Annotated in this window: 22 protein-coding genes; 15 read left to right on the top strand and 7 right to left on the bottom strand. The window is 56.6% G+C overall.

The genetic code is table 11. From position 1 onward, the window contains the following. Positions 1 to 48 precede the first annotated feature (48 nt). From ACXJGX_RS10620 to ACXJGX_RS10610, 3 genes are all read right to left on the bottom strand, one after another. Complete coding sequence (locus ACXJGX_RS10620; RefSeq protein WP_474781402.1) at positions 49 to 267, bottom strand: DUF2842 domain-containing protein; 219 nt, start codon at positions 265 to 267, stop codon at positions 49 to 51. Further along, positions 267 to 1,559 carry an adenylosuccinate synthase gene (locus ACXJGX_RS10615; protein ID WP_474781400.1) on the bottom strand — a complete coding sequence of 431 codons (1,293 nt, stop codon included), beginning with the start codon at positions 1,557 to 1,559 and terminating at the stop codon, positions 267 to 269. The genes ACXJGX_RS10620 and ACXJGX_RS10615 overlap by 1 nt, the downstream gene beginning before the upstream one ends. A gap of 89 nt (positions 1,560 to 1,648) precedes the next feature. Next, positions 1,649 to 2,299 carry a pyridoxamine 5'-phosphate oxidase family protein gene (locus ACXJGX_RS10610; protein WP_474781398.1) on the bottom strand — a complete coding sequence of 217 codons (651 nt, stop codon included), beginning with the start codon at positions 2,297 to 2,299 and terminating at the stop codon, positions 1,649 to 1,651. 163 nt (positions 2,300 to 2,462) lie between these two features. On the opposite strand from ACXJGX_RS10610, the gene ACXJGX_RS10605 reads away from it, so the two are divergent. The 13 genes from ACXJGX_RS10605 to ACXJGX_RS10545 all read left to right on the top strand — a co-directional run bounded on the left by ACXJGX_RS10605 (position 2,463) and on the right by ACXJGX_RS10545 (position 13,964). Further along, positions 2,463 to 2,858, top strand: coding sequence for a DUF6524 family protein (locus tag ACXJGX_RS10605; protein ID WP_474781396.1), 396 nt, complete (start codon positions 2,463 to 2,465; stop codon positions 2,856 to 2,858). A 78-nt stretch (positions 2,859 to 2,936) separates the two neighbouring features. Beyond that, entirely contained in the window at positions 2,937 to 3,293 is a 357-nt protein-coding gene (gene secG / locus ACXJGX_RS10600; RefSeq protein WP_474781394.1) for a preprotein translocase subunit SecG, read from the top strand. A gap of 158 nt (positions 3,294 to 3,451) precedes the next feature. Continuing rightward, positions 3,452 to 5,095, top strand: a complete 1,644-nt coding sequence (locus tag ACXJGX_RS10595) for a CTP synthase (protein ID WP_474781392.1) — start codon at positions 3,452 to 3,454, stop codon at positions 5,093 to 5,095. A gap of 72 nt (positions 5,096 to 5,167) precedes the next feature. After that, the gene (locus ACXJGX_RS10590) at positions 5,168 to 5,956 is read left to right on the top strand and encodes a 23S rRNA (adenine(2030)-N(6))-methyltransferase RlmJ (RefSeq protein ID WP_474781390.1); all 789 of its coding nucleotides are present in this window, start codon (positions 5,168 to 5,170) and stop codon (positions 5,954 to 5,956) included. Positions 5,957 to 5,993: 37 nt separating this feature from the next. Next, the gene (locus ACXJGX_RS10585) at positions 5,994 to 6,431 is read left to right on the top strand and encodes a tellurite resistance TerB family protein (RefSeq protein ID WP_474781388.1); all 438 of its coding nucleotides are present in this window, start codon (positions 5,994 to 5,996) and stop codon (positions 6,429 to 6,431) included. Between the two features lie 3 nt (positions 6,432 to 6,434). Next, the gene (locus tag ACXJGX_RS10580; protein WP_474781386.1) at positions 6,435 to 7,169 is read left to right on the top strand and encodes a phosphate/phosphite/phosphonate ABC transporter substrate-binding protein; all 735 of its coding nucleotides are present in this window, start codon (positions 6,435 to 6,437) and stop codon (positions 7,167 to 7,169) included. 98 nt (positions 7,170 to 7,267) lie between these two features. Beyond that, the gene (locus tag ACXJGX_RS10575) at positions 7,268 to 8,041 is read left to right on the top strand and encodes an ABC transporter ATP-binding protein (RefSeq protein WP_474781384.1); all 774 of its coding nucleotides are present in this window, start codon (positions 7,268 to 7,270) and stop codon (positions 8,039 to 8,041) included. A gap of 21 nt (positions 8,042 to 8,062) precedes the next feature. After that, entirely contained in the window at positions 8,063 to 8,794 is a 732-nt protein-coding gene (locus ACXJGX_RS10570) for a transporter substrate-binding domain-containing protein (RefSeq protein ID WP_474781382.1), read from the top strand. 57 nt (positions 8,795 to 8,851) lie between these two features. Next, entirely contained in the window at positions 8,852 to 9,736 is an 885-nt protein-coding gene (locus tag ACXJGX_RS10565; RefSeq protein WP_474781912.1) for an ABC transporter permease, read from the top strand. Further along, positions 9,733 to 10,536 (top strand): ABC transporter permease, encoded by an 804-nt coding sequence (locus ACXJGX_RS10560; protein ID WP_474781380.1) that lies wholly within the window; start codon positions 9,733 to 9,735, stop codon positions 10,534 to 10,536. The genes ACXJGX_RS10565 and ACXJGX_RS10560 overlap by 4 nt, the downstream gene beginning before the upstream one ends. Next, the gene (locus ACXJGX_RS10555; protein ID WP_474781378.1) at positions 10,533 to 11,864 is read left to right on the top strand and encodes a glutamine synthetase family protein; all 1,332 of its coding nucleotides are present in this window, start codon (positions 10,533 to 10,535) and stop codon (positions 11,862 to 11,864) included. Before ACXJGX_RS10560 ends, ACXJGX_RS10555 begins: the two co-directional genes overlap by 4 nt. Positions 11,865 to 11,931: 67 nt before the next feature. Then, on the top strand, positions 11,932 to 12,615 hold the full coding sequence (locus tag ACXJGX_RS10550) for a type 1 glutamine amidotransferase (RefSeq protein WP_474781376.1): 684 nt from the start codon (positions 11,932 to 11,934) through the stop codon (positions 12,613 to 12,615). Then, entirely contained in the window at positions 12,612 to 13,964 is a 1,353-nt protein-coding gene (locus tag ACXJGX_RS10545) for a glutamine synthetase family protein (protein ID WP_474781374.1), read from the top strand. The genes ACXJGX_RS10550 and ACXJGX_RS10545 overlap by 4 nt, the downstream gene beginning before the upstream one ends. Here the strand turns inward: ACXJGX_RS10545 and ACXJGX_RS10540 are convergent. Next, positions 13,961 to 14,383 (bottom strand): GFA family protein, encoded by a 423-nt coding sequence (locus ACXJGX_RS10540; protein WP_474781372.1) that lies wholly within the window; start codon positions 14,381 to 14,383, stop codon positions 13,961 to 13,963. The two genes, ACXJGX_RS10545 and ACXJGX_RS10540, sit on opposite strands and share 4 nt — an antisense overlap. An 84-nt stretch (positions 14,384 to 14,467) precedes the next feature. Between ACXJGX_RS10540 and ACXJGX_RS10535 the strand changes: the two genes are divergently transcribed. Both ACXJGX_RS10535 and ACXJGX_RS10530 read left to right on the top strand, forming a co-directional pair. Further along, a complete protein-coding gene (locus ACXJGX_RS10535) occupies positions 14,468 to 15,772 on the top strand; it encodes an NAD(P)/FAD-dependent oxidoreductase (RefSeq protein ID WP_474781370.1) in 1,305 nt (434 codons plus the stop codon). A gap of 68 nt (positions 15,773 to 15,840) precedes the next feature. After that, complete coding sequence (locus ACXJGX_RS10530) at positions 15,841 to 17,025, top strand: DegT/DnrJ/EryC1/StrS family aminotransferase (RefSeq protein ID WP_474781368.1); 1,185 nt, start codon at positions 15,841 to 15,843, stop codon at positions 17,023 to 17,025. Here ACXJGX_RS10530 and ACXJGX_RS10525 read toward each other — a convergent pair. The 3 genes from ACXJGX_RS10525 to ACXJGX_RS10515 form a co-directional block, all read right to left on the bottom strand. Then, on the bottom strand, positions 17,022 to 17,981 hold the full coding sequence (locus ACXJGX_RS10525; protein WP_474781366.1) for a LysR family transcriptional regulator: 960 nt from the start codon (positions 17,979 to 17,981) through the stop codon (positions 17,022 to 17,024). The two genes, ACXJGX_RS10530 and ACXJGX_RS10525, sit on opposite strands and share 4 nt — an antisense overlap. Before the next feature lie 191 nt (positions 17,982 to 18,172). Beyond that, entirely contained in the window at positions 18,173 to 18,718 is a 546-nt protein-coding gene (phaR, locus tag ACXJGX_RS10520; protein ID WP_474781364.1) for a polyhydroxyalkanoate synthesis repressor PhaR, read from the bottom strand. A 198-nt stretch (positions 18,719 to 18,916) separates the two neighbouring features. Beyond that, a complete protein-coding gene (locus ACXJGX_RS10515; RefSeq protein ID WP_474781362.1) occupies positions 18,917 to 19,366 on the bottom strand; it encodes a phasin family protein in 450 nt (149 codons plus the stop codon). Positions 19,367 to 19,462: the final 96 nt, after the last annotated feature.

The following is a 19,462-nucleotide window of genomic DNA, read 5'->3' as shown; positions in this document are numbered from 1 at the left end:
GGCGACATGAAAAATTAAAAAAGGCGGGGTGATTGCCCCGCCTTTTTTTTATTCCTGATCCGGATCGGGTTGCCCGATACCCTTGAATACCCATTTGAGCGGAAATATCCACGCGATCCCCAAAGTGACGTAAATCACCAGCTCAACAGGTTTGGCAAAGCCGGGCGCGATGTTCATCAAGGTGACGGCCAGCACAATATAGGCGGGCAGGCCGACCACCAGCACAAACAGCGCCAGCCGCTTGCGGGCTTTGTACCCCAGCGCCATCAGTCGGCGAAGGGGTCAGTGACAAGGATCGTGTCTTCGCGTTCAGGCGACGTGGACAACAAAGCCACCGGACATTCGATCAGTTCTTCCACCCGCTTTACATATTTGATCGCGTTGGCGGGCAGATCGGCCCAGCTGCGCGCGCCTTCGGTCGATTCTGACCAGCCGGGCATTTCTTCGTAAATCGGGGTGCAACGCGCCTGCTGGTCCGCAGCAGTGGGCAGATAATCCAGACGTGTGCCGTCCAAATCATACGCGACACAGATTTTCAGGGTCTCAAACCCGTCAAGAACGTCAAGTTTGGTCAATGAAATACCGGTGACACCAGATGTGGCGCAGGTTTGGCGCACAAGGCAGGCATCAAACCAGCCACAGCGGCGCTTGCGACCTGTTGTTGTTCCAAATTCATGTCCACGCTCGCCCAGGCGTTCGCCATCACGATCGTGCAATTCGGTTGGGAAAGGCCCTTCGCCGACGCGCGTCGTATAGGCCTTGACGATGCCCAGGACGAAATCAATCGCGCTTGGCCCCAGACCAACGCCGGTGGCCGCCTGACCAGCGATCACATTCGACGATGTCACATAGGGATAAGTACCGAAATCGATATCTAACAACGCACCTTGCGCACCCTCAAACAGGATCCGCTTGCCCGCCTTGCGGTTTTCGTTCAGCACCTTCCATACAGGCGCGGCGTATTCAAGAATGCCCGGTGCAACCGCACGCAGTTTGTCCAGCACGGCATCACGGTCGATCGGATCCAACCCCAAACCGCGGCGCAGCGCGTCGTGGTGGACGAGCGCACGGTCCAGTCGCAATTCAAGCGTGGCATCGTCGGCCAAATCAGCGACGCGGATCACACGTCTGCCGACCTTATCTTCGTAGCACGGTCCAATTCCCCGACCGGTGGTTCCGATCTTGGCGACGGAATTCTGGCTTTCGCGCGCACGATCCAATTCCCCGTGGAATGGCAAGATAAGCGGCGTATTTTCAGCGATCATCAGTGTTTCTGGCGTGATGGTCACACCCTGCGCCCGCAAAGTTTCGATCTCTCCGAGAAGGTGCCAAGGGTCCAGCACAACGCCGTTCCCGATAACAGACAATTTGCCGCCACGCACAACGCCGGAAGGCAGCGCATGCAGTTTGTAAACTTTACCGTCGATGACCAGCGTGTGGCCTGCGTTATGGCCGCCTTGAAAGCGGGCGATGATATCGGCCCGTTCAGAAAGCCAATCAACGATTTTACCTTTGCCTTCGTCGCCCCATTGCGCACCAACGACCACCACATTTGCCATAAGAAGAGTTCCCTTTTGAGCTTCAGGCCTCCTATATCGTTCCGGGCGGCCATGGGAAACACCAAATTGCCGCGCGGCGACACGGTGCTTTAGTAAAGCGTCCGCTTGTACCCTGCTTCAAGGTCAGCATCGATTTGGCGCATTTCATCGGCATCAGTGGGGGCGCCAGTGGTTTGATCGAGAATGATCTTGGAAAGTGATGGCATTTCGCTGCGGTCCTGATGCTGCGTTGCGTCCCAAAGTTTGGACCGGCGGAACGCCTTGGCGCAGTGCAAGAATATTTCCGTCACTGCGACGACAATCGCAAGGCTGGGCGTGCGGTCGTTCACCTGCATACTGGCCAGCAATTCGGGATCCGTCACCAGACATGCCCGCCCGTTCACCCGCAGTGTATCGTCGAAACCCGGAATAATGAACAAAAGCCCGACAGCCGGATTGGCAACGATATTGGCAAGCGTATCAAGCCGGTTGTTGCCGGGACGATCAGGGATGGCCAGCGTCTGGTCATCAAGGATTTTAACAAATCCACGCGGATCACCCCGCGGACTGACATCGGCCTTGGTCTGCATGTCCTGGGTGCCGATGCATAAAAATGGCGCGCGCGCGATAAAATCCCGTGCGTGTTGGTCGAACCGCGTTTGGGACTTTAGCGCCGCCAATGTGTGTGTGGGCGGAAACAAGCTGCGCAACGTCTTTTCGTCCGATACGATAAATTCGGGACGTACGGCATATTTATGCATGATCATGTGCCTTTTATTTAAGGTGCCTTTTTACCAACACCCCAAAGAGGTTACGTAATGCGCAAGCGCGCGTCCATCTTCGATTTGCTGTGCTGTCGGCGTGGGGTGGACAGGGTGGCGCCGGGGCGGCATTGTCGGGCGCAAACAACAACAGGGACGTCACATGGGTTTTGTTATTCGCTGGATTTTTGCCTTTGCGCTGCTGGCCGCAACGTATAATCCAACCCAGTGGAACGTCGTGCGCTGGGGCATGGCCAACTATGAGACCAAACTGTCGTTGGTGGTGTTGTTCGGGCTGATCCTGTTTGTCGGCTACATTATCTATTTGCGTGCAACGCTGCGGTCGATTGGCCTGTTCGGGATGTTGCTGATTCTTGCTGTGGTCGGCACCTTGCTTTGGGTGATGTACGATCAGGGTCTGATCAATCTGGATAACCCCACGCTAAATACATGGATCGCAATTGTGACGCTTTCCATTGTTTTGGCCATCGGTCTAAGCTGGTCAATCGTGCGCAGGCGCCTGACCGGGCAAACAGATGTTGACGATCTGGATGACTAACCGGTTTTTCAGGGGTTGCGACATCGTCGCGTAGCTTTTAGATACCGCTTGTTCCGAACGCCCCGAAAGGCACCTTAGATGCAAAATGTTGTCCTTGTCATTCATCTGATTCTGGCCCTGAGCCTGATTGGTACAGTTCTGCTGCAACGCTCTGAGGGTGGTGGTCTTGGCATGGGTGGCGGCGCACCGGGTTCGACGGGCGGACGCCCTGCCCCCACTGCGATGGGCAAAGTGACGTGGATGTTGGCTGTTGCCTTTATCTGCACATCGATCGCACTGACATTGCTGGCCGCCAGCAACGCATCAGTATCGTCGGTCGTGGACCGGATCGATATCACCGCACCAGACGCAGATGGAACACCTGCGCCGGGCCTTGGCGATAGCCTGCTGCCACCATCGGCAACAGATGATCCGCTGGTGCCTTCGGTCGACTAAACACTACCACTGGCCGGTCGCCCGCGACCGGCACCATTATGTTGCGGGGCGGTTGCGCGACCTGACCTTTTCCGCTATAGGTCAAACCCCGTGATACTGCGAATTTTGACATTCGCACTTCCACAATTATTGGACTTTTTCACGGGAGATTCCTGCTCATGGCGCGTTACATCTTTATCACGGGCGGCGTTGTCTCTTCGCTGGGCAAAGGGCTGGCTTCGGCCGCGCTGGGTGCGTTGCTGCAGGCGCGCGGTTTTTCCGTGCGTTTGCGCAAGCTTGACCCCTATCTGAACGTCGATCCGGGCACGATGTCCCCGTTTGAACATGGCGAAGTTTTTGTAACCGACGACGGTGCGGAAACGGATCTGGATCTGGGTCACTACGAGCGTTTCACCGGCGTTCCGGCGCGTCAGACAGATTCGGTCAGTTCTGGCCGGATCTATTTCACTGTTCTCGAAAAAGAGCGGCGCGGCGATTATTTGGGAAAAACAATTCAGGTCGTTCCCCACGTCACCAACGAGATCAAGGATTTCTTGAAGATCGGCGATGACGAGGTTGATTTTATGCTGTGCGAAATTGGCGGGACCGTCGGCGACATCGAAGGTTTGCCATTCTTCGAGGCGATCCGCCAGTTCAGCCACGACAAACCGCGCGGCCAGTGTATTTTCATGCACCTCACGTTGCTGCCGTATCTGGCGGCCAGCGGCGAATTGAAGACAAAGCCGACCCAACACAGCGTCAAGGAATTGCAATCCATCGGGATCGCCCCGGATGTACTGGTCTGCCGGTCCGAACATCCGATTCCGGAAAAAGAGCGCGAAAAAATCGCGCTGTTCTGTAACGTGCGCAAAGAATGTGTCGTTGCGGCGTACGATCTAAAGTCCATTTACGAGGCCCCGTTGGCCTATCACGAACAGGGCTTGGATCAGGCCGTGTTGAACGCCTTTGATATTTCGCCGGCCCCAGCGCCCAAACTGGATATGTGGCATGACGTCTATGACCGCATCCACAACCCCGAAGGCGAAGTCAAAGTCGCCATCGTCGGGAAATACGTGCAGTTGGAAGACGCCTATAAATCCATTGCAGAGGCCCTGACCCATGGTGGCATGTCCAACCGTGTAAAAGTGCGCATCGAATGGGTTGATGCCGAACTGTTTGATCAAGCAGATGCAGCGCCTTATCTGGAAGGCTTTCATGCAATTCTGGTGCCCGGTGGCTTTGGCGAACGCGGCACCGAAGGTAAAATCAAGGCAGCGCAATTCGCCCGCGAAAAGAAAATACCGTATCTGGGCATCTGCCTGGGCATGCAAATGGCCGTGATCGAGGCCGCCCGCAACGTCGCGGGCATGGGCAAAGCCGGATCAGAGGAATTTGACCACGAATCTGGCAAAAAACGGTTTGAACCTGTGGTCTATCACCTAAAAGAATGGGTGCAGGGCAACCACAAGATCGCCCGCAAGTTTGACGACGACAAAGGCGGCACCATGCGGTTGGGCGCCTATAGCGCGACACTGGCCGAAGGGTCGAAAGTCGCCGAAATTTACGGCACCACGGCCATCGAAGAACGCCACCGCCACCGCTATGAAGTCGATGTAAAATACCGCGATGCGCTGGAAAAAGTGGGTTTGTGTTTCTCGGGCATGTCCCCGGATGGCAAGCTGCCAGAAATCGTAGAGTGGCAAGACCACCCTTGGTTTATCGGCGTGCAGTTCCATCCGGAACTGAAATCCAAACCATTTGCACCGCATCCGCTGTTTGCGGACTTTGTGCGGGCGGCTGTCGAAACCTCGCGCCTTGTTTGATCCAAGGGCGCGGGCGCAGCCCGCACAAACGGCGTGCTGCGCCCCTGATATTTTTACGCGAAAGACCCGCTGATGCTATCCTATCAACATGGTTATCACGCTGGAAATATGGCGGACGTGCACAAGCACAGCCTGCTTGCATGGGTCATCGCGTATATGACCCGCAAAGATAAGCCGCTAAGCTATCTGGAAACACATGCGGGACGCGGGCTTTATGATCTGACCGATGACGCCGCATTAAAAACCGGCGAGGCCGAAAAGGGCATCGCACTGGCTGCGGATTGGTTTGCGTCCAGTCATCCCTATACGCAAGTTTTGCGCCGCATTCACGCCAAGCATGGCCCAAACGCCTATCCCGGATCGCCGCTGGTCGCAGCGGAATTGCTGCGTCCGATTGACACGATCCACCTGTCCGAATTGCATCCGCAAGAGTTTGCCGCCTTGCAGGATAATATGGCCCCGTATGGGGCCATCTACCGCCAGCGTGATGGCTGGGAGATGGCAATGTCACTGTGCCCGCCAGACCCGCGCCGTGGCCTGCTGCTGATTGATCCGTCGTTCGAGGTGAAATCGGATTACGACACCATTCCTGACACCATCGCAAAGCTGCATCGCAAGTGGGCTGTTGGTGTGATCATGCTGTGGTATCCGATTTTAACAGATGCCCCGCACCGCCCCATGATCAAGGCATTAAAAGACGTCTTGCCCGAAGGCGTGGTGTCCGAAGTCACGTTCCCGCCCGCCCGCCCGGGCCACCGCATGGTTGGATCAGGGTTGTTCGTGGTCAATGCACCCTACGGGTTTGACATCGAAGCCCGGCGGATTGCCCATCTCTTTCACGAAAAACTGAAAGCAATTTGACCTTTGCAGCCACTGCCGCACGGCCTATGTAAGCACTATGTTTACTGATTTCCTCAAGCGCTTGACCGCCCCCGCCGCAAAGCCCCTGTCTGATCCTGATGCCCGTTTGGCCCTGGGGGCCCTGCTGGTGCGCATCGCCCGCGCTGATGGCGATTATGCAATGGCAGAAGTAACCCAAATCGACCGGGCGCTGGCAGCCCGCTATGGTTTGACGCCCGCTGCGGCCCAAGATCTGCGCCAACAAAGCGAAGCCTTGGAGGCAGAGGCCCCCGATACAGTGCGGTTCACACGCGCGATCAAAGACGCCATCGATTACGACCACCGTGTCGGCGTCATCGAAGCGCTGTGGTCCGTTGTCTTGGCTGACGGGGTCCGCGACGAAGCCGAAGACAGCCTGATGCGCATGACGACATCCTTGTTGGGCGTCACTGACCAAGACAGCCACGCCGCCCGACTGCGCGTCAAACCCAGCTGATCGATGATTGCCAGCCTGCCGATGTACGCGCGCGCGTCCAATCGCGACGCGCACGATGCGTTTTGGGTGTTGGTGCGCAATGGACTGCGTGATCGCGGTATTGCTGCGCCAGACACGCTGGACCATGATATCAACCACATGGACAGTTGGGCACACACTGATTTGGTGCTGGGACAAATCTGCAACCTGCCTTATCGGGTCGTTTTTCGGGATCGTGTCACGCTGATTGGGGCGGCGCATTATGGGCTGCCGGACTGTGCGCCGGGATATTATTACAGCCATATTGTCGTGCGTGCGGATGAAACACGCACCGATCTGCGCGGGTTGCGATTTGCCTGCAACGAATTGTTATCGCATTCGGGTTATGGCGCCGCGCATATCTGGGCCGCGGCGCGCGGGTTCCGGTTTAGCGCACCGCTTGTTCTGGGCAGCCATCATGCCGTCATTGCCGCCATCGCCGACGGGTACGCCGATATTGCCGCGATTGATGCGCAGACATGGTGGATGGAGGCACAGGAAAATCCGCAGGTGCCACGCCTGCGGATCATCGGGCAGACACCCGCCAGCGCCGGGCAAAGTTTTATGACCCGTGGCGGGCAGGACCCGGCACCCTATTTTGCCGCTATCCACGATGCGATCACAGCGCTATCGCCTGCCGACCGCCAAAGTCTGAATCTGCGTGGAATTATTCGACTGCCGCAAAGTGCATACGATCAGCCGCTTCCGCCTAAGCCTTAGGCGTTTGCCCCTGTAATCATCAATTGACGCTGGGCGAGCGTTGCAAAAGCTGACAGAATACGCCTTACTTGCCTGTGAAATTATTGAAGCGACTGACCGTGACAGACCCTACCCCCGTTATCGAAATCCGAAACCTTCACAAAGCTTATGGTGATCTGGAGGTGCTGAAAGGCGTCGATATTACCGCGCCAGCGGGGCACGTCGTGTCATTGATCGGGTCTTCGGGCTCTGGAAAGTCGACATTGTTGCGTTGTGCCAACCTGCTGGAGGATAGTCAGCAAGGTGACGTGCTGTTTTGCGGTGAACCGGTGATCTGGAAAGGTACAGGCGCCAGCCGCCGCCCCGGCGATCACGCGCAGATGATTCGCATCCGCACCAACCTGTCGATGGTATTCCAGCAGTTTAATCTGTGGGCGCATATGACGATCTTGCAAAACGTGATGGAAGCCCCCGTGACCGTTCTGAAACGCGACAAACCAGAGGTAGAGGCAGCCGCGCGCAAATATCTCGACAAGGTGGGGATCGGCGATAAATGTGATGCCTATCCGGCGCAGCTGTCTGGCGGACAACAACAGCGGGCCGCGATTGCACGGGCGCTGTGCATGGAACCCAAAGCGTTGCTGTTTGACGAACCGACCAGCGCGCTGGACCCGGAATTAGAACAAGAGGTGGTAAAGGTGATCAAGGATCTGGCCAACGAAGGCCGCACCATGATTATCGTGACCCACGACATGCGATTGGCCGCCGACGTGAGCGACCATGTCGTATTCCTGCACCAAGGCAAAATCGAAGAACAAGGTCCGCCTGAGGCCTTGTTTGGGAACCCTCAAACCGACCGACTGCGCGGATTTCTTTCCGCCACGGTTTCTTGATCATCAAACGGGAGACATCTGATGAAAAACCTGATCCTTACAACCGCTGCACTGGCTTTGACCGCCGGTATGGCCATGGCCGAAAGCCATTCTGTTGTCCGTCTGGGCACCGAAGGCGCCTACCCTCCGTATAACTTCATCAACGATGCTGGCGAAGTTGACGGTTTCGAACGCGCTGTCGGCGACGAAGTTTGCGTGCGTGCCGAACTGACCTGTGAGTGGGTCACCAACGAATGGGACAGCATCATTCCGAACCTTGTGTCGGGCAACTATGATGCGATCATCGCGGGTATGTCGATCACAGACGAGCGCAAAGAAGTCATCAGCTTTACCCAAGATTACTATCCGCCAACCGCGTCGGCCTATGTCGCGATGTCCGATGGTGTTGATCTGACGGGTGGCGTTGTTGCCGCGCAAACATCGACCATTCAAGCGGGCCATGTTGTGGACTCTGGTGCAAGCCTGCTGGAATTCGCAACCCCGGATGAAACAATCAGCGCCCTGCGTGCCGGCGAAGCCGACGCTGTGTTCGCCGACAAGGATTTCCTCGTGCCAATCGTTGAATCGTCCGGTGGCGAACTGATGTTCGTGGGCGACGACGTGCCACTGGGCGGCGGCATTGGTTTTGGTATCCGTCAAAGCGATACCGAACTGGGGGCGAAACTGGATGCGGCCATCACTTCGATGAAAGCCGACGGTTCGTTGAACGCGCTTTTGGTTGAATGGTTCGGCGAAGAGACCGCAACTTACTAATACCGCTACATTGAGGGGGCAATTTGCCCCCTCTTTCTACCCGATTGGTGACCTCTCATTTTTAGTTTTTGTTCTGATCCTAACGTGCTTGATGGTTTGCAATGGCTCGGGTGTTACCTGACCACCGGCAAGCACATGGCGATGTATTACGCGTTTGGTACTGTTTTGCTGCTTTTGGCGATCACGGCACCTGTGGCCTTGGCCTTTGGATTTGGCGCCGCCGCTGCGGCCCGCAGCCATATCCCGCCGCTGCGCTGGTTTGGCAAAGCCTATATCGCCCTTGTGCGTGGCGTGCCCGACGTGGTGTTTTTCCTGTTTTTTGTCATCGCGCTGGATCAGGCGCTTGAATACGTCCGCCACAAGGTCAAATGCCCTGACTGGACGGAACCCGTGCGGCAGGGCAACGATTTCGTCGTCTGCGCGGCGGCAAAGCTGCCGCTGGGCAACGCGCCACAATGGGTGCATGAAACCTACGGGTTTGCGCTGGCTGTGTTGACATTTTCGATCGTCTTTGGCGCCTTTGCGGGCAACGTTCTTTTGGGGGCGATGTCCGCCGTGCCGCGCGGCCAGATGGAAACCGGCGAAGCCTATGGCATGTCGCGCAGGCAGACATTTTGGCGCATTCTGGTGCCGCAAATGTGGGTTTTTGCCCTGCCCGGCCTGTCAAACCTGTGGATGGTGCTGATCAAAGCGACCCCGCTGTTGTTCCTGCTGGGCGTCGAAGATATTGTCTATTGGGCGCGGGAACTGGGCGGGTCGAAACAGCCGCAGTTCACCGACTTTCCGCACCCCGACTGGCGGATGTGGTATTTCCTCGCACTGTTAGTGTTCTACCTTTGCTTTACCAAGCTGTCCGAAGTCGTCCTTGATCGGATCATGGCGCGGTTGACCTTTGGGCAGGCCACCTCCGGCGGCGAAGCACAACGAAAGGCCGCCGCATGAGTTGCTGGGATACCATCATGGAATTCGGGCTGCGCAGCCAAGGGATCGGCGAACGCCTTCCGCGCAGTGATTTCACCCTGTGTCAGCAATTCACGCTGATCGGGTCGGGGATGATCTGGAACATTTATTTTGGCGTGTTCGCCCTGTTTTTCGGATTTTTCATGGCGACCGCCGTCGCGTTGGGCAAAGCCGCGCGATCCCCGTTCCTGCGCAAACCATCGGAATGGTTCATCTTTATCTTCCGTGGCTCACCGCTGTTTATCCAGTTCTTTTTTGCGTATTTCCTGTTCCTCGGGCTCAAGGGCAGCTATCCGGTGTTCACCCCGCTGACGTCCGCATGGGCGGGGGCATTGGTTGTGCTGTTTTTGAATACGTCAGCCTACACGGGCGAGATATTTTACGGGGCACTGCAATCCATTCCCAAAGGCGACACCGAAGCGGCAGATGCTTACGGGTTGTCTGGCTGGTCCCGGTTCAGGCGCGTCATTTGGCCGACGATGCTGCGGCTCGCGTGGCCCGCATATACCAACGAAGCGATATTTTTGTTTCATGCGACGACGCTGGTGTTTTTTGCCGGATTTCCGATCATCCAGCAACGCGGTGATGCCCTGTATTACGCCAACTATTTCGCGGATAAAACGTTTAACCCGTTCATTCCCTATCCGATTTTAGCTGGCTATTTTGTGCTATTGTCACTAGCGGTTATCGGGCTGTTCGGGTTGGTGAACAATCGCCTCAACCGCCATCTTCCTCAAGAGCGCCGCAAGCGCCTTAAAATCAAACCACAGGTGATCAGATGAGTTGGCTAGACGCGCACCCCGAAGTGCGCAATGTGCGGTGCGGTGCGGCAGACCTGAACGGTCAAGCACGCGGAAAACGACTTCCGCGCCGGTTCGCGGCAAAGCTGGAAACAGAAGGCACACGCTTTCCTTTCTCGATTCTCAGCCTTGATATTTGGGGTGAAGACGTCGAAGACAGCCCGCTGGTATTCGAAGACGGTGACCCCGACGGTGTGTTGCTGCCGACAGAACGTGGCTATGTGCCGATGCCTTGGTTGCCAAGCCCGTCAGCCTTGTTGCCTGTCTGGATGCACCACGAAGATGGCCGCCCGTTTGAAGGCGACCCGCGTCAGGCACTGGCCCGTGTTGTGGACCGCTACAAGGCGCGCGGTCTGACGCCCGTCGTCGCCACCGAAATGGAGTTTTATCTGGTCGATGACAGCGGCGATGGTATCCGCCAGCCGCGCTCGCCAAGGTCCGGCAAACGCCGCCCCGGCGCGGAAATCCTGTCTTTGCGTGCACTGGACGCGTTCGATGGATTTTTTAACGACCTGTATGACGCCTGCGAAGAAATGGACATTCCGGCAGAAGCCGCGATTTCCGAAGTCGGGATGGGCCAGTTCGAGGTCAACCTTGAACACGTCCCCGACGCCTTAAAGGCCGCAGATGATGCATGGCTGTTTAAAATGCTGGTGCGCGGTCTGGCCCGCAACCATGGCATGGCCGCCAGTTTTATGGCGAAACCATACGAGGAATATGCCGGCAACGGTCTGCATACGCATTTTTCCGTCGTGGATGATGCGGGTAATAACCTCATGGCCAACGACACCTTCGAAGGAACACGCCTGTTGCACAATGCAATTGCGGGCTGTCTGAAAGGTATCCCCGATCTGACGCTGGTTTTTGCGCCGCACGGAAATTCCTATCAACGCCTCGTGCCCGAAAGCCATGCGCCAACGGGCGTTTGCTGGGCTTACGACAACCGTACAGCGTCGGTCCGCGTCCCCGGCGGCAGCTTCAAGGCCCGCCGTGTCGAACACCGTGTCGCCGGCGGTGATGTAAACCCCTATCTGTTTCTAGCCGCAGTTCTGGGTTCTGCCTTGATCGGGATCGAAGACGATTTGACCCCACCCAAGCCGATTTCCGGTAACGCCTATGATCAGGATATTTTGCAAATCCCGGACACATGGGCAGGATCGATTGATACGTTTGAAACCAGCCCGCTTGTCCGCCGGATATTTGATGACCTGTTGGTGGACAGCTTTGTGATGACCAAACGGCAAGAACTGCACTATTTCTCGGAACTGTCAGAGGAACAGCAGCTCGAACTGTATCTCGACACTGTGTAACGGGACCGCTTGCGGCGGCATAAATGGCAGAGTAGCGTAACCCGATACATCAACACACGGTGACATTATGAAAATCGGCATCCTGCAAACAGGGCACGCGCCGGACGAATTGCGCCCGGACACCGGCGATTTCGCTGATCTTTTTAAACGTCTTTTGGGCGGCAAAGGGTTTGAATTTGCCGTCTATAGTGTTGTGGACATGGAATTCCCGGATGCGATCACAGATTGCGACGGCTGGTTGATCACCGGTTCCAAACATGGCGCCTACGAGGACCACCCGTTTATTCCGCCGTTGGAAAATCTGATCCGCGACGTCTATTCCGCCGATATTCCGTTGGTGGGTGTCTGCTTTGGTCACCAAATCATCGCGCAAGCGCTGGGTGGCAAAGTCGCCAAGTTTGATGGCGGCTGGGCTGTCGGGCGGCAGACCTACCGGTTGAACGGTGAAGAATTCGCGCTGAACGCGTGGCATCAGGATCAGGTTATCACCCGCCCCGCGGACGCGACCGTGGTGGGCACCAATGACTTTTGCACCAATGCCGCGCTGGTCTACGGCAACCGGATTTTTACGGTGCAGCCGCACCCGGAATTTGACACGCAAGTGATCGACGGACTGTTGAAGTATCGCGGCCCCGGAAATGTTCCCGACGCGCAACTGACGCAGGTGCGCAACGATCTTGATAAACCGGTGGACAGCGCCCGCCTTGCCGCACAGATCGCGCGCTTCTTTCAAGAAAGAAAACTAGCATGAGCTGGACAGCCAAAATCCCCGCAGCCGCAGTGGCCTATCTCGAGGCCAACCGTCTGGACGAGGTCGAATGTGTCATCGCAGATTTACCCGGTATCGCCCGCGGTAAGGCGGTTCCAGCCGGAAAATGGGAAAAGCAATCGCATTTCCATTTGCCTAATTCGATCTTTTTCCAGACCATCACCGGTGAATGGGGCGAAGCCGCAGGTCCAGACGGGTTTCTTGAACCCGATATGATCTTGAAACCGGATTTATCGACGGCGACCGCCGCTCCTTGGGCGGCAGATGGAACGCTGCAAGTGATCCACGACGCCTATGACCAAAAAGGCCGCCCGGTGCCGTTTTCGCCCCGCAACGTGTTGCGCCGTGTCGTGGATCTTTACAAGGCCGAAGGCTGGACCCCTGTTGTCGCCCCCGAGATGGAATTTTATCTGGTGGGCCGTAACATTGACCCCGCCAAAGCGATTGAACCAATGATGGGCCGCACCGGCCGTCCTGCCGCAGGGCGTCAGGCCTATTCGATGACCGCCGTGGATGATTACGGCCCGGTGATTGATGACATCTATGAATACGCCGAAATCCAAGGCTTTGAGATTGACGGCATCGCCCAGGAAGGCGGCGCCGGACAGCTTGAAATTAACCTGCGCCACGGCGACCCGATCAAGCTGGCGGACGAGGTATTCTTTTTCAAACGCCTCATTCGCGAGGCCGCGCTGAAGCATGATTGCTTTGCGACCTTTATGGCCAAACCGATCGAAGGCGAACCGGGGTCGGCGATGCATGTCCACCACTCTGTGTTAGACGAAAGCGGGCGTAATATATTTACCGGACCACAGGGCGGGGAAACCGACGCGTTCTTCCATTTTATCGGTGGTCTGCAAGAACATATGCCCAGCGCCATCGCGCTGATCGCGCCCTACGTCAACAGCTATCGCCGCTATGTGCCAGACAGCGCCGCACCTGTGAACCTGGAATGGGGCCGCGATAACCGCACCACGGGCATCCGGATTCCCATCAGCGACCCCAGCGCACGCCGCATTGAAAACCGCCTGCCCGGCATGGATTGCAACCCTTATCTGTGCATCGCGGCGTCATTGGCCTGTGGCTATCTGGGTCTGAAAAACGAAATACGCCCCGACAAGCGTTGGCGCGGTGAGGCGTATGATTCAGAGGCCGAAATTTCGGGATCACTAAGTGAAGCGCTGGATCTGTTTGAAGAAGCCAAGGAACTTCATACGGTGCTGGGCGCTGATTTTGCCCGCGTCTATTCCATCGTGAAGCGGCTAGAATACAAAGAATTCCTGCAAGTAATCAGCCCTTGGGAGCGTGAACACCTGCTGTTGAACGTCTAAGATTTGGTGAACCGCAACACCCCGGCGATATGCGGCGCGTCCGGATCGTCGCTGGGATGTTGGACGCCATTGTTCACGATGACCTCGGCAAAATCGAACGGGCTCACGCCCTTTAGACAGGCCGCATTCACCCCCAGTTCGTTCGGGTTCGATCGCCGTTTGTGATGGGTGTAAATCCCGCATTTCGAACAAAAATAGTGCTGCGCGGCTTTGGTGTTGAATTGATACAGCGTCAACGCATCCTTGCCCGCTGTAATCTGCACACCGTCCAAGGGCGCGGTCACCGCCACCGCCCCACGCATCGCGCAAAATGAACAGGTGCAGCGCCGCGCACTGGCCAATCCGCCTTTTAAGGTCACAGTAAACTGAACGGTCCCGCAGTGGCAGACTGCGTCATACGTGTCTTTCGGGGTGGTCATGCGTCAGTCCTTTCGGTTTCGATTGCGGGCTGGCAGCAGCATGCCTATCAATGGCTTATCAATGCAAGCCATCGGACGAATTTCATGAACCCGCTTTATCGCAACGATCAGCCCGGCCAACGACCCAATAGCTGGTACGCCGCCAGCACCGATTTGCCCGCTGACCGGCCGACGCTGGATGGCGACATATCGGTCGATGTTTGCGTGATCGGGGCTGGTTTTACCGGACTTTCCGCTGCACGGCATTTGGCGGAAAAAGGGCTGGATGTTGTGGTGCTGGACGCCCATTGCGTGGGGTTTGGTGCATCGGGGCGCAATGGCGGTCAGGTCGGCAGCGGGTATAACGCCGACCAGATGACGCTGGAAAAGAAGCTTGGCAAAGATGCGGCGCTTGCGCTTTGGGTGCTGGCCGAAGAAGCCAAGCAAGACGTGCGCGACACCTGTGCCACCCACATTCCCGAAGCACGCTATCGTCCCGGTGTCGCCCACGGGTTTTACAACCCCAAAGAGGCCGCGAGCTATGCGGCGGACGCCGCACATTCGGCACAGGCCTACGGCTACGACCAGATCGAGGTACTTGATGTCGATGCGATGCGCTCCATCGTCAAATCACCGCGCTATCAGGGTGGGTTGCTGGATATGGGCGCGGGCCACATTCATCCGCTGCGCTATGCGGTGGGTCTGGCGCGTTTGGCCGAAACCGCAGGCGCGCGCATTTTTGAACGCACAGAGGTGACACAAATCACCCACGGCGACACCGTGACACTGACCACACCCCATGGCGACGTCAAAGCCAAGCATGTGATTATCGCGGGCAACGGGTATCTGCCCAACATCGACGCAAAAACAGCTGCCAAGGTGATGCCGATCAACAGCTTTATCTGCGCGACCGAACCGTTGGGCGACCGGGCGGCAGACGTGCTGGCGCGCGATATTGCGGTCGCTGACAGCAAATTTGTGGTGAACTATTACCGGATGTCCGAAGACAACAGGTTTCTGTTCGGTGGGCGGGAAAGTTATTCGCTTGGGTTTCCCAAGGATATCAACACCGCGTTGATCCAGCGGATGACAAGCCTGTTTCCGCAGCTTGCCGGTGTGAAGGTTGATTATGTCTGGGGTGGCACATTGGGAATCACGATGACCCGCCTGCCCGCGGTACAGCGTGTTGCCCCCAATATTTTATCTGGGGCTGGTTTTTCGGGGCACGGCGTCGCGTTGTCTGGTTTCGCTGGCAAAGTGATGGCCGAGGCGATCGCCGGACAGGCCGGGCGGTTTGATACGCTGTCGGCGTTGAAGGTCCCGAATTTTCCCGGCGGCCCCACCTTTCGCGCGCCTTTGCTGACACTCGCGATGACATGGTATGCACTGCGTGATCGGTTAGGGGTTTAATCGTCATAGATTTGTAACTTAAGATATGTTAAAGTTCACCGAAACATACTTTCGGAAAAGCTGAATACATGAGCCAGATCCCCAACGTCTACGACGCCGAACCCATCCCACCAGCAGCCATGGCCGAGGTCACGCGCATCCTGCAGACGGGTGACCTATTTCGCTACACATCGGAAAATTCTCCGGTCACGTTGCTTGAGGCGGAATTTGCGGCCCTGTTAGGCAGCAAATATGCCTTGGCAGTATCGTCGTGTTCGGCGGCGCTATTTCTGTCGCTCAAGGCCTTAGGTCTGCCCCGCGACGCGCGTGTGATGATCCCGGCGTTCACCTTCGGGGCCGTACCTTCGGCTGTTGTGCACGCGGAATGCGTGCCGGTTTTGTGCGAATGCGCCGACAACTACCGCATTGATACGGAAGATTTCGCGGCCAAATTGCCAAGCGTGCAGGCGGTGATCATCAGTCACATGCGCGGACATACGTCGGATATGGATGCGATCATGCAGCTGTGCGACGCCGCGAATGTCCCCGTGATCGAAGATGCGGCGCATTCGCTTGGCACGACCTGGCACGGGCGCAATATCGGGACGATTGGCAAAATCGGATGTTTCAGCTTTCAGTCCTATAAACTGCTGAACGCGGGTGAAGGCGGTATCATGGTCACGGATGACCCTGACCTGATTGCCCGCGCCATTATTATGTCGGGCGCCTACGAACATAACTGGAAAAAGCACCCTGTGCTGCATGACAGTTTTGCAAAATGGCAGAACCAACTGCCGCTTTATAACCAGCGGCTCAATAACCTGTCAGCCGCGCTGATCCGGCCGCAATTAACAGAGCTGCCGCGCCGCGTCGCAATGGGACGGCGCAACCACGATCACGTGGCGGCACAGTTGAACCAGTCGCCTTGGCTTACGGTGCCTGACTGCCTGCGCGCTGAACAACGCGCCCCCGATTCGATCCAGTTCAACGTCGTTGACATGACAGACGCTGATATCGCGCAGTTTGTTGACGCTGCATCGGCTGCGGGTTTGAAAATTCAGGTCTTCGGGCAAAGCACGGACAACGCACGCGCATTTTGGAATTGGCAGTTCATGGGTGAAACGCCCGACCTGCCGCAGACCCGTGCCATGTTGATGCGTGCATGTGATGTGCGCCTGCCCGCCCGCCTGACGCTGGAAGAATGTGATGTGATTGCGCGGATTATTATACAGGCTGCAAACGCCGCGATGGTCCCGTCGCGCGCTTACGGTTAGCGCAGGCGCAGTTGATCGTGTAGCCAGGGATGGCTTTCGATCGCAGGCCGCACGATCAAGTCCGCGAGCAGCGGCTTGATATGCTCTGCGATTGTGGTGGGCATGGCGCCCAGAATATCGCGGCGCGCCGTCAATGAAATCACCCGCGACAGCGGCGCAAACGGCAAGGGCAGCAGGTCAACCGCGTGTTGAAACCGCTGCGCACGCAACCAGCCGAGCGGTGTCAGGATGGTCCAACCGGACCCGGCCGCCACCATCGCCATAATTGCGTGATAACTGTCGAGTTCGAACCGGTACGTGATCCGCACATTTTCGCGGGCAAGATGCGCGGCAATCATACGCCCCATCAGGTGCCGCGTGGTGTATTGGATCAACTGCATTTGGCGCAATTGTCGTATCACATCGCCATCCCTGATTGTGCCTTTCGGGACGGCAATCACAAAGGGTTCTTCAAGCAGCGGATGGGCTTCCATTTCGGGGCCGGCCTGCCCTAAATCTGTCGCTACAATCACATCCAGCGCACGACTGTCCAGCAAATCAAACAGCCGGTGCGATGCGCCGGTCTCTAACAAAAACTGGCAGTTTTTCAACGTGTCGCTCATCGTGGTCAGCAGGCCGGGTGTGACGTCCGCATCAAAATCTTCGATCATGCCCAACCGGAACCGCGTCAGGCGACTGTAATCGGCCATCGCCAGTTCGGCGCGGGCCTGATCCGCCTCGTTCAAAATGACATTGGCGCGGCGCAAAAACATTTCACCTGCGGGGGTCAACGTCACCGGACGTTCGGCACGGTTCAGCAACTGCACCCCGATTGCTGTTTCAAGGTTGGTCAGTTGCTGGCTAACGGTGGCAGCCGAACTATCCAACCGCCGGGCAGCGCCGGAAATAGAGGCTTCTTCGGCGGTGGCAACGAATATCTCGACACCCCATAGCGTAATTTTCCCTGCCGTTGCCATCTGCCCCCCTTGCACTGTTGCCCCAAGGCTAGGGGGAAATACGTGCTGCTGCAATTCGGTGATTGTCAGGGATCACATAACAATCATTGCGCAGCGATCCCCTTGCGCCGGTTCGGGCGGTAAAAGCACCCCTGTGAAACGCTGTTATTTTCCGATCCATACCACCCGACAAGGCGGCAACGACCGCCGCGCTACTTTCCGAGCTTTGAAAGTTTTTCCTGCAGTTCAGTCAGTTGATTTTTGATATCTGCCAGATCGTCGTTGCCGGTTTCGCGCGCAGGGCCACTGCTGCCGGTCGGGATTATCCCACCTGTCATCGCCTTGAAGAAAGCCGTCTGTTGGGCACGCATGGCTTCGAAACCGGGCATCGCAACCATCGGGTTGGCCTTGGTCATATTTTCAAGCGCCTTTGACTGCCCGTCGCGCAGCATTTCAAAGCTGGCTTGCAAGAATTCAGGCACGACAGACGCCGCTTGCGAGGTATAGCTGCGCACAAGATCCGTCAGCACATCCACAGGAAGCACGCTTTCGCCACGCGATTCATGTTCCGCGATGATTTGCAGCAGGTATTGGCGTGTCAGGTCGTCGCCCGATTTCAGGTCAACAATTTGCACTTCGCGACCTGCGCGAATGAACACGGCGATATCTTCAAGCGTTACATAGTCGCTTGTTTCGGTGTTATACAGACGTCGGCTCGCGTAGCGCTTGATCAAAAGCGGTTTGTTGGTGTCGGCCACAGCGATCCCTCCCCAGATATGTTGCAGTGCAGAGAAGCCTATGCCGCGTCCGCGCAAAAAGAAAGCCTTTTAGATCAACCCCCCACTCTGGTTTCGGAGTTCACCTTAAAGGTGATCCGCGAAACGAAAACGACCCGCAAATTGCGGGCCGTTTCAGTTTGTGATCTCAGGGGGGAGGATGAGATGCACAGATACTCGTTACTTCGCTGCAGTTGCTTTCTTTGCAGCGGCAGACACTTCGGATGTTGCTTTTTTAGCAGCAGCTGACAGGTCTTCTGACATGTCTTTGCCAGCAGCCATCATCAGTTCCATGGTCTGTGTTTGCACTTTTTTCGCGATTTCAGCGAAAGCAGACATGTGTTCGGCAGCGGCTTCTGCGGTCGAAGATGCGAAATCTGTCATCGCTTTTGCATAGTCAGCTGGCTCTGGCTTCGACTTTGACATCGCTTCCAGTTTGCCCAGTGTATCTTGTGTCCACTTTGCAGAAATTTCAGCAGATTTGCCAGCAGCGTCCAAAGCAACAGCGGACATTTTTTCAGCCAGCGCAGACTGGTTTTTGAATTGCTCTTCCATCGCTTTTGTATCGACGGGGAAAGAACCTGCCATGTCCTTGAAGATGGCGGTGAAGTCAGTTGTCTTAGTAGCCATTGTAGTAGCCTTTCAGGTTTGGTGGGCGATTGCCGCATTATTATCTCTGCACCCAATATGAATGCTGCACTGCAGCATTTCAAGTATTTTCTGCAC

It is taken from the genome of Yoonia sp. SWMV100 (genome assembly GCF_056108365.1).
Note: the sequence above shows the minus strand (reverse complement) of the source record. Positions and strands in the feature narration are given on the sequence as shown.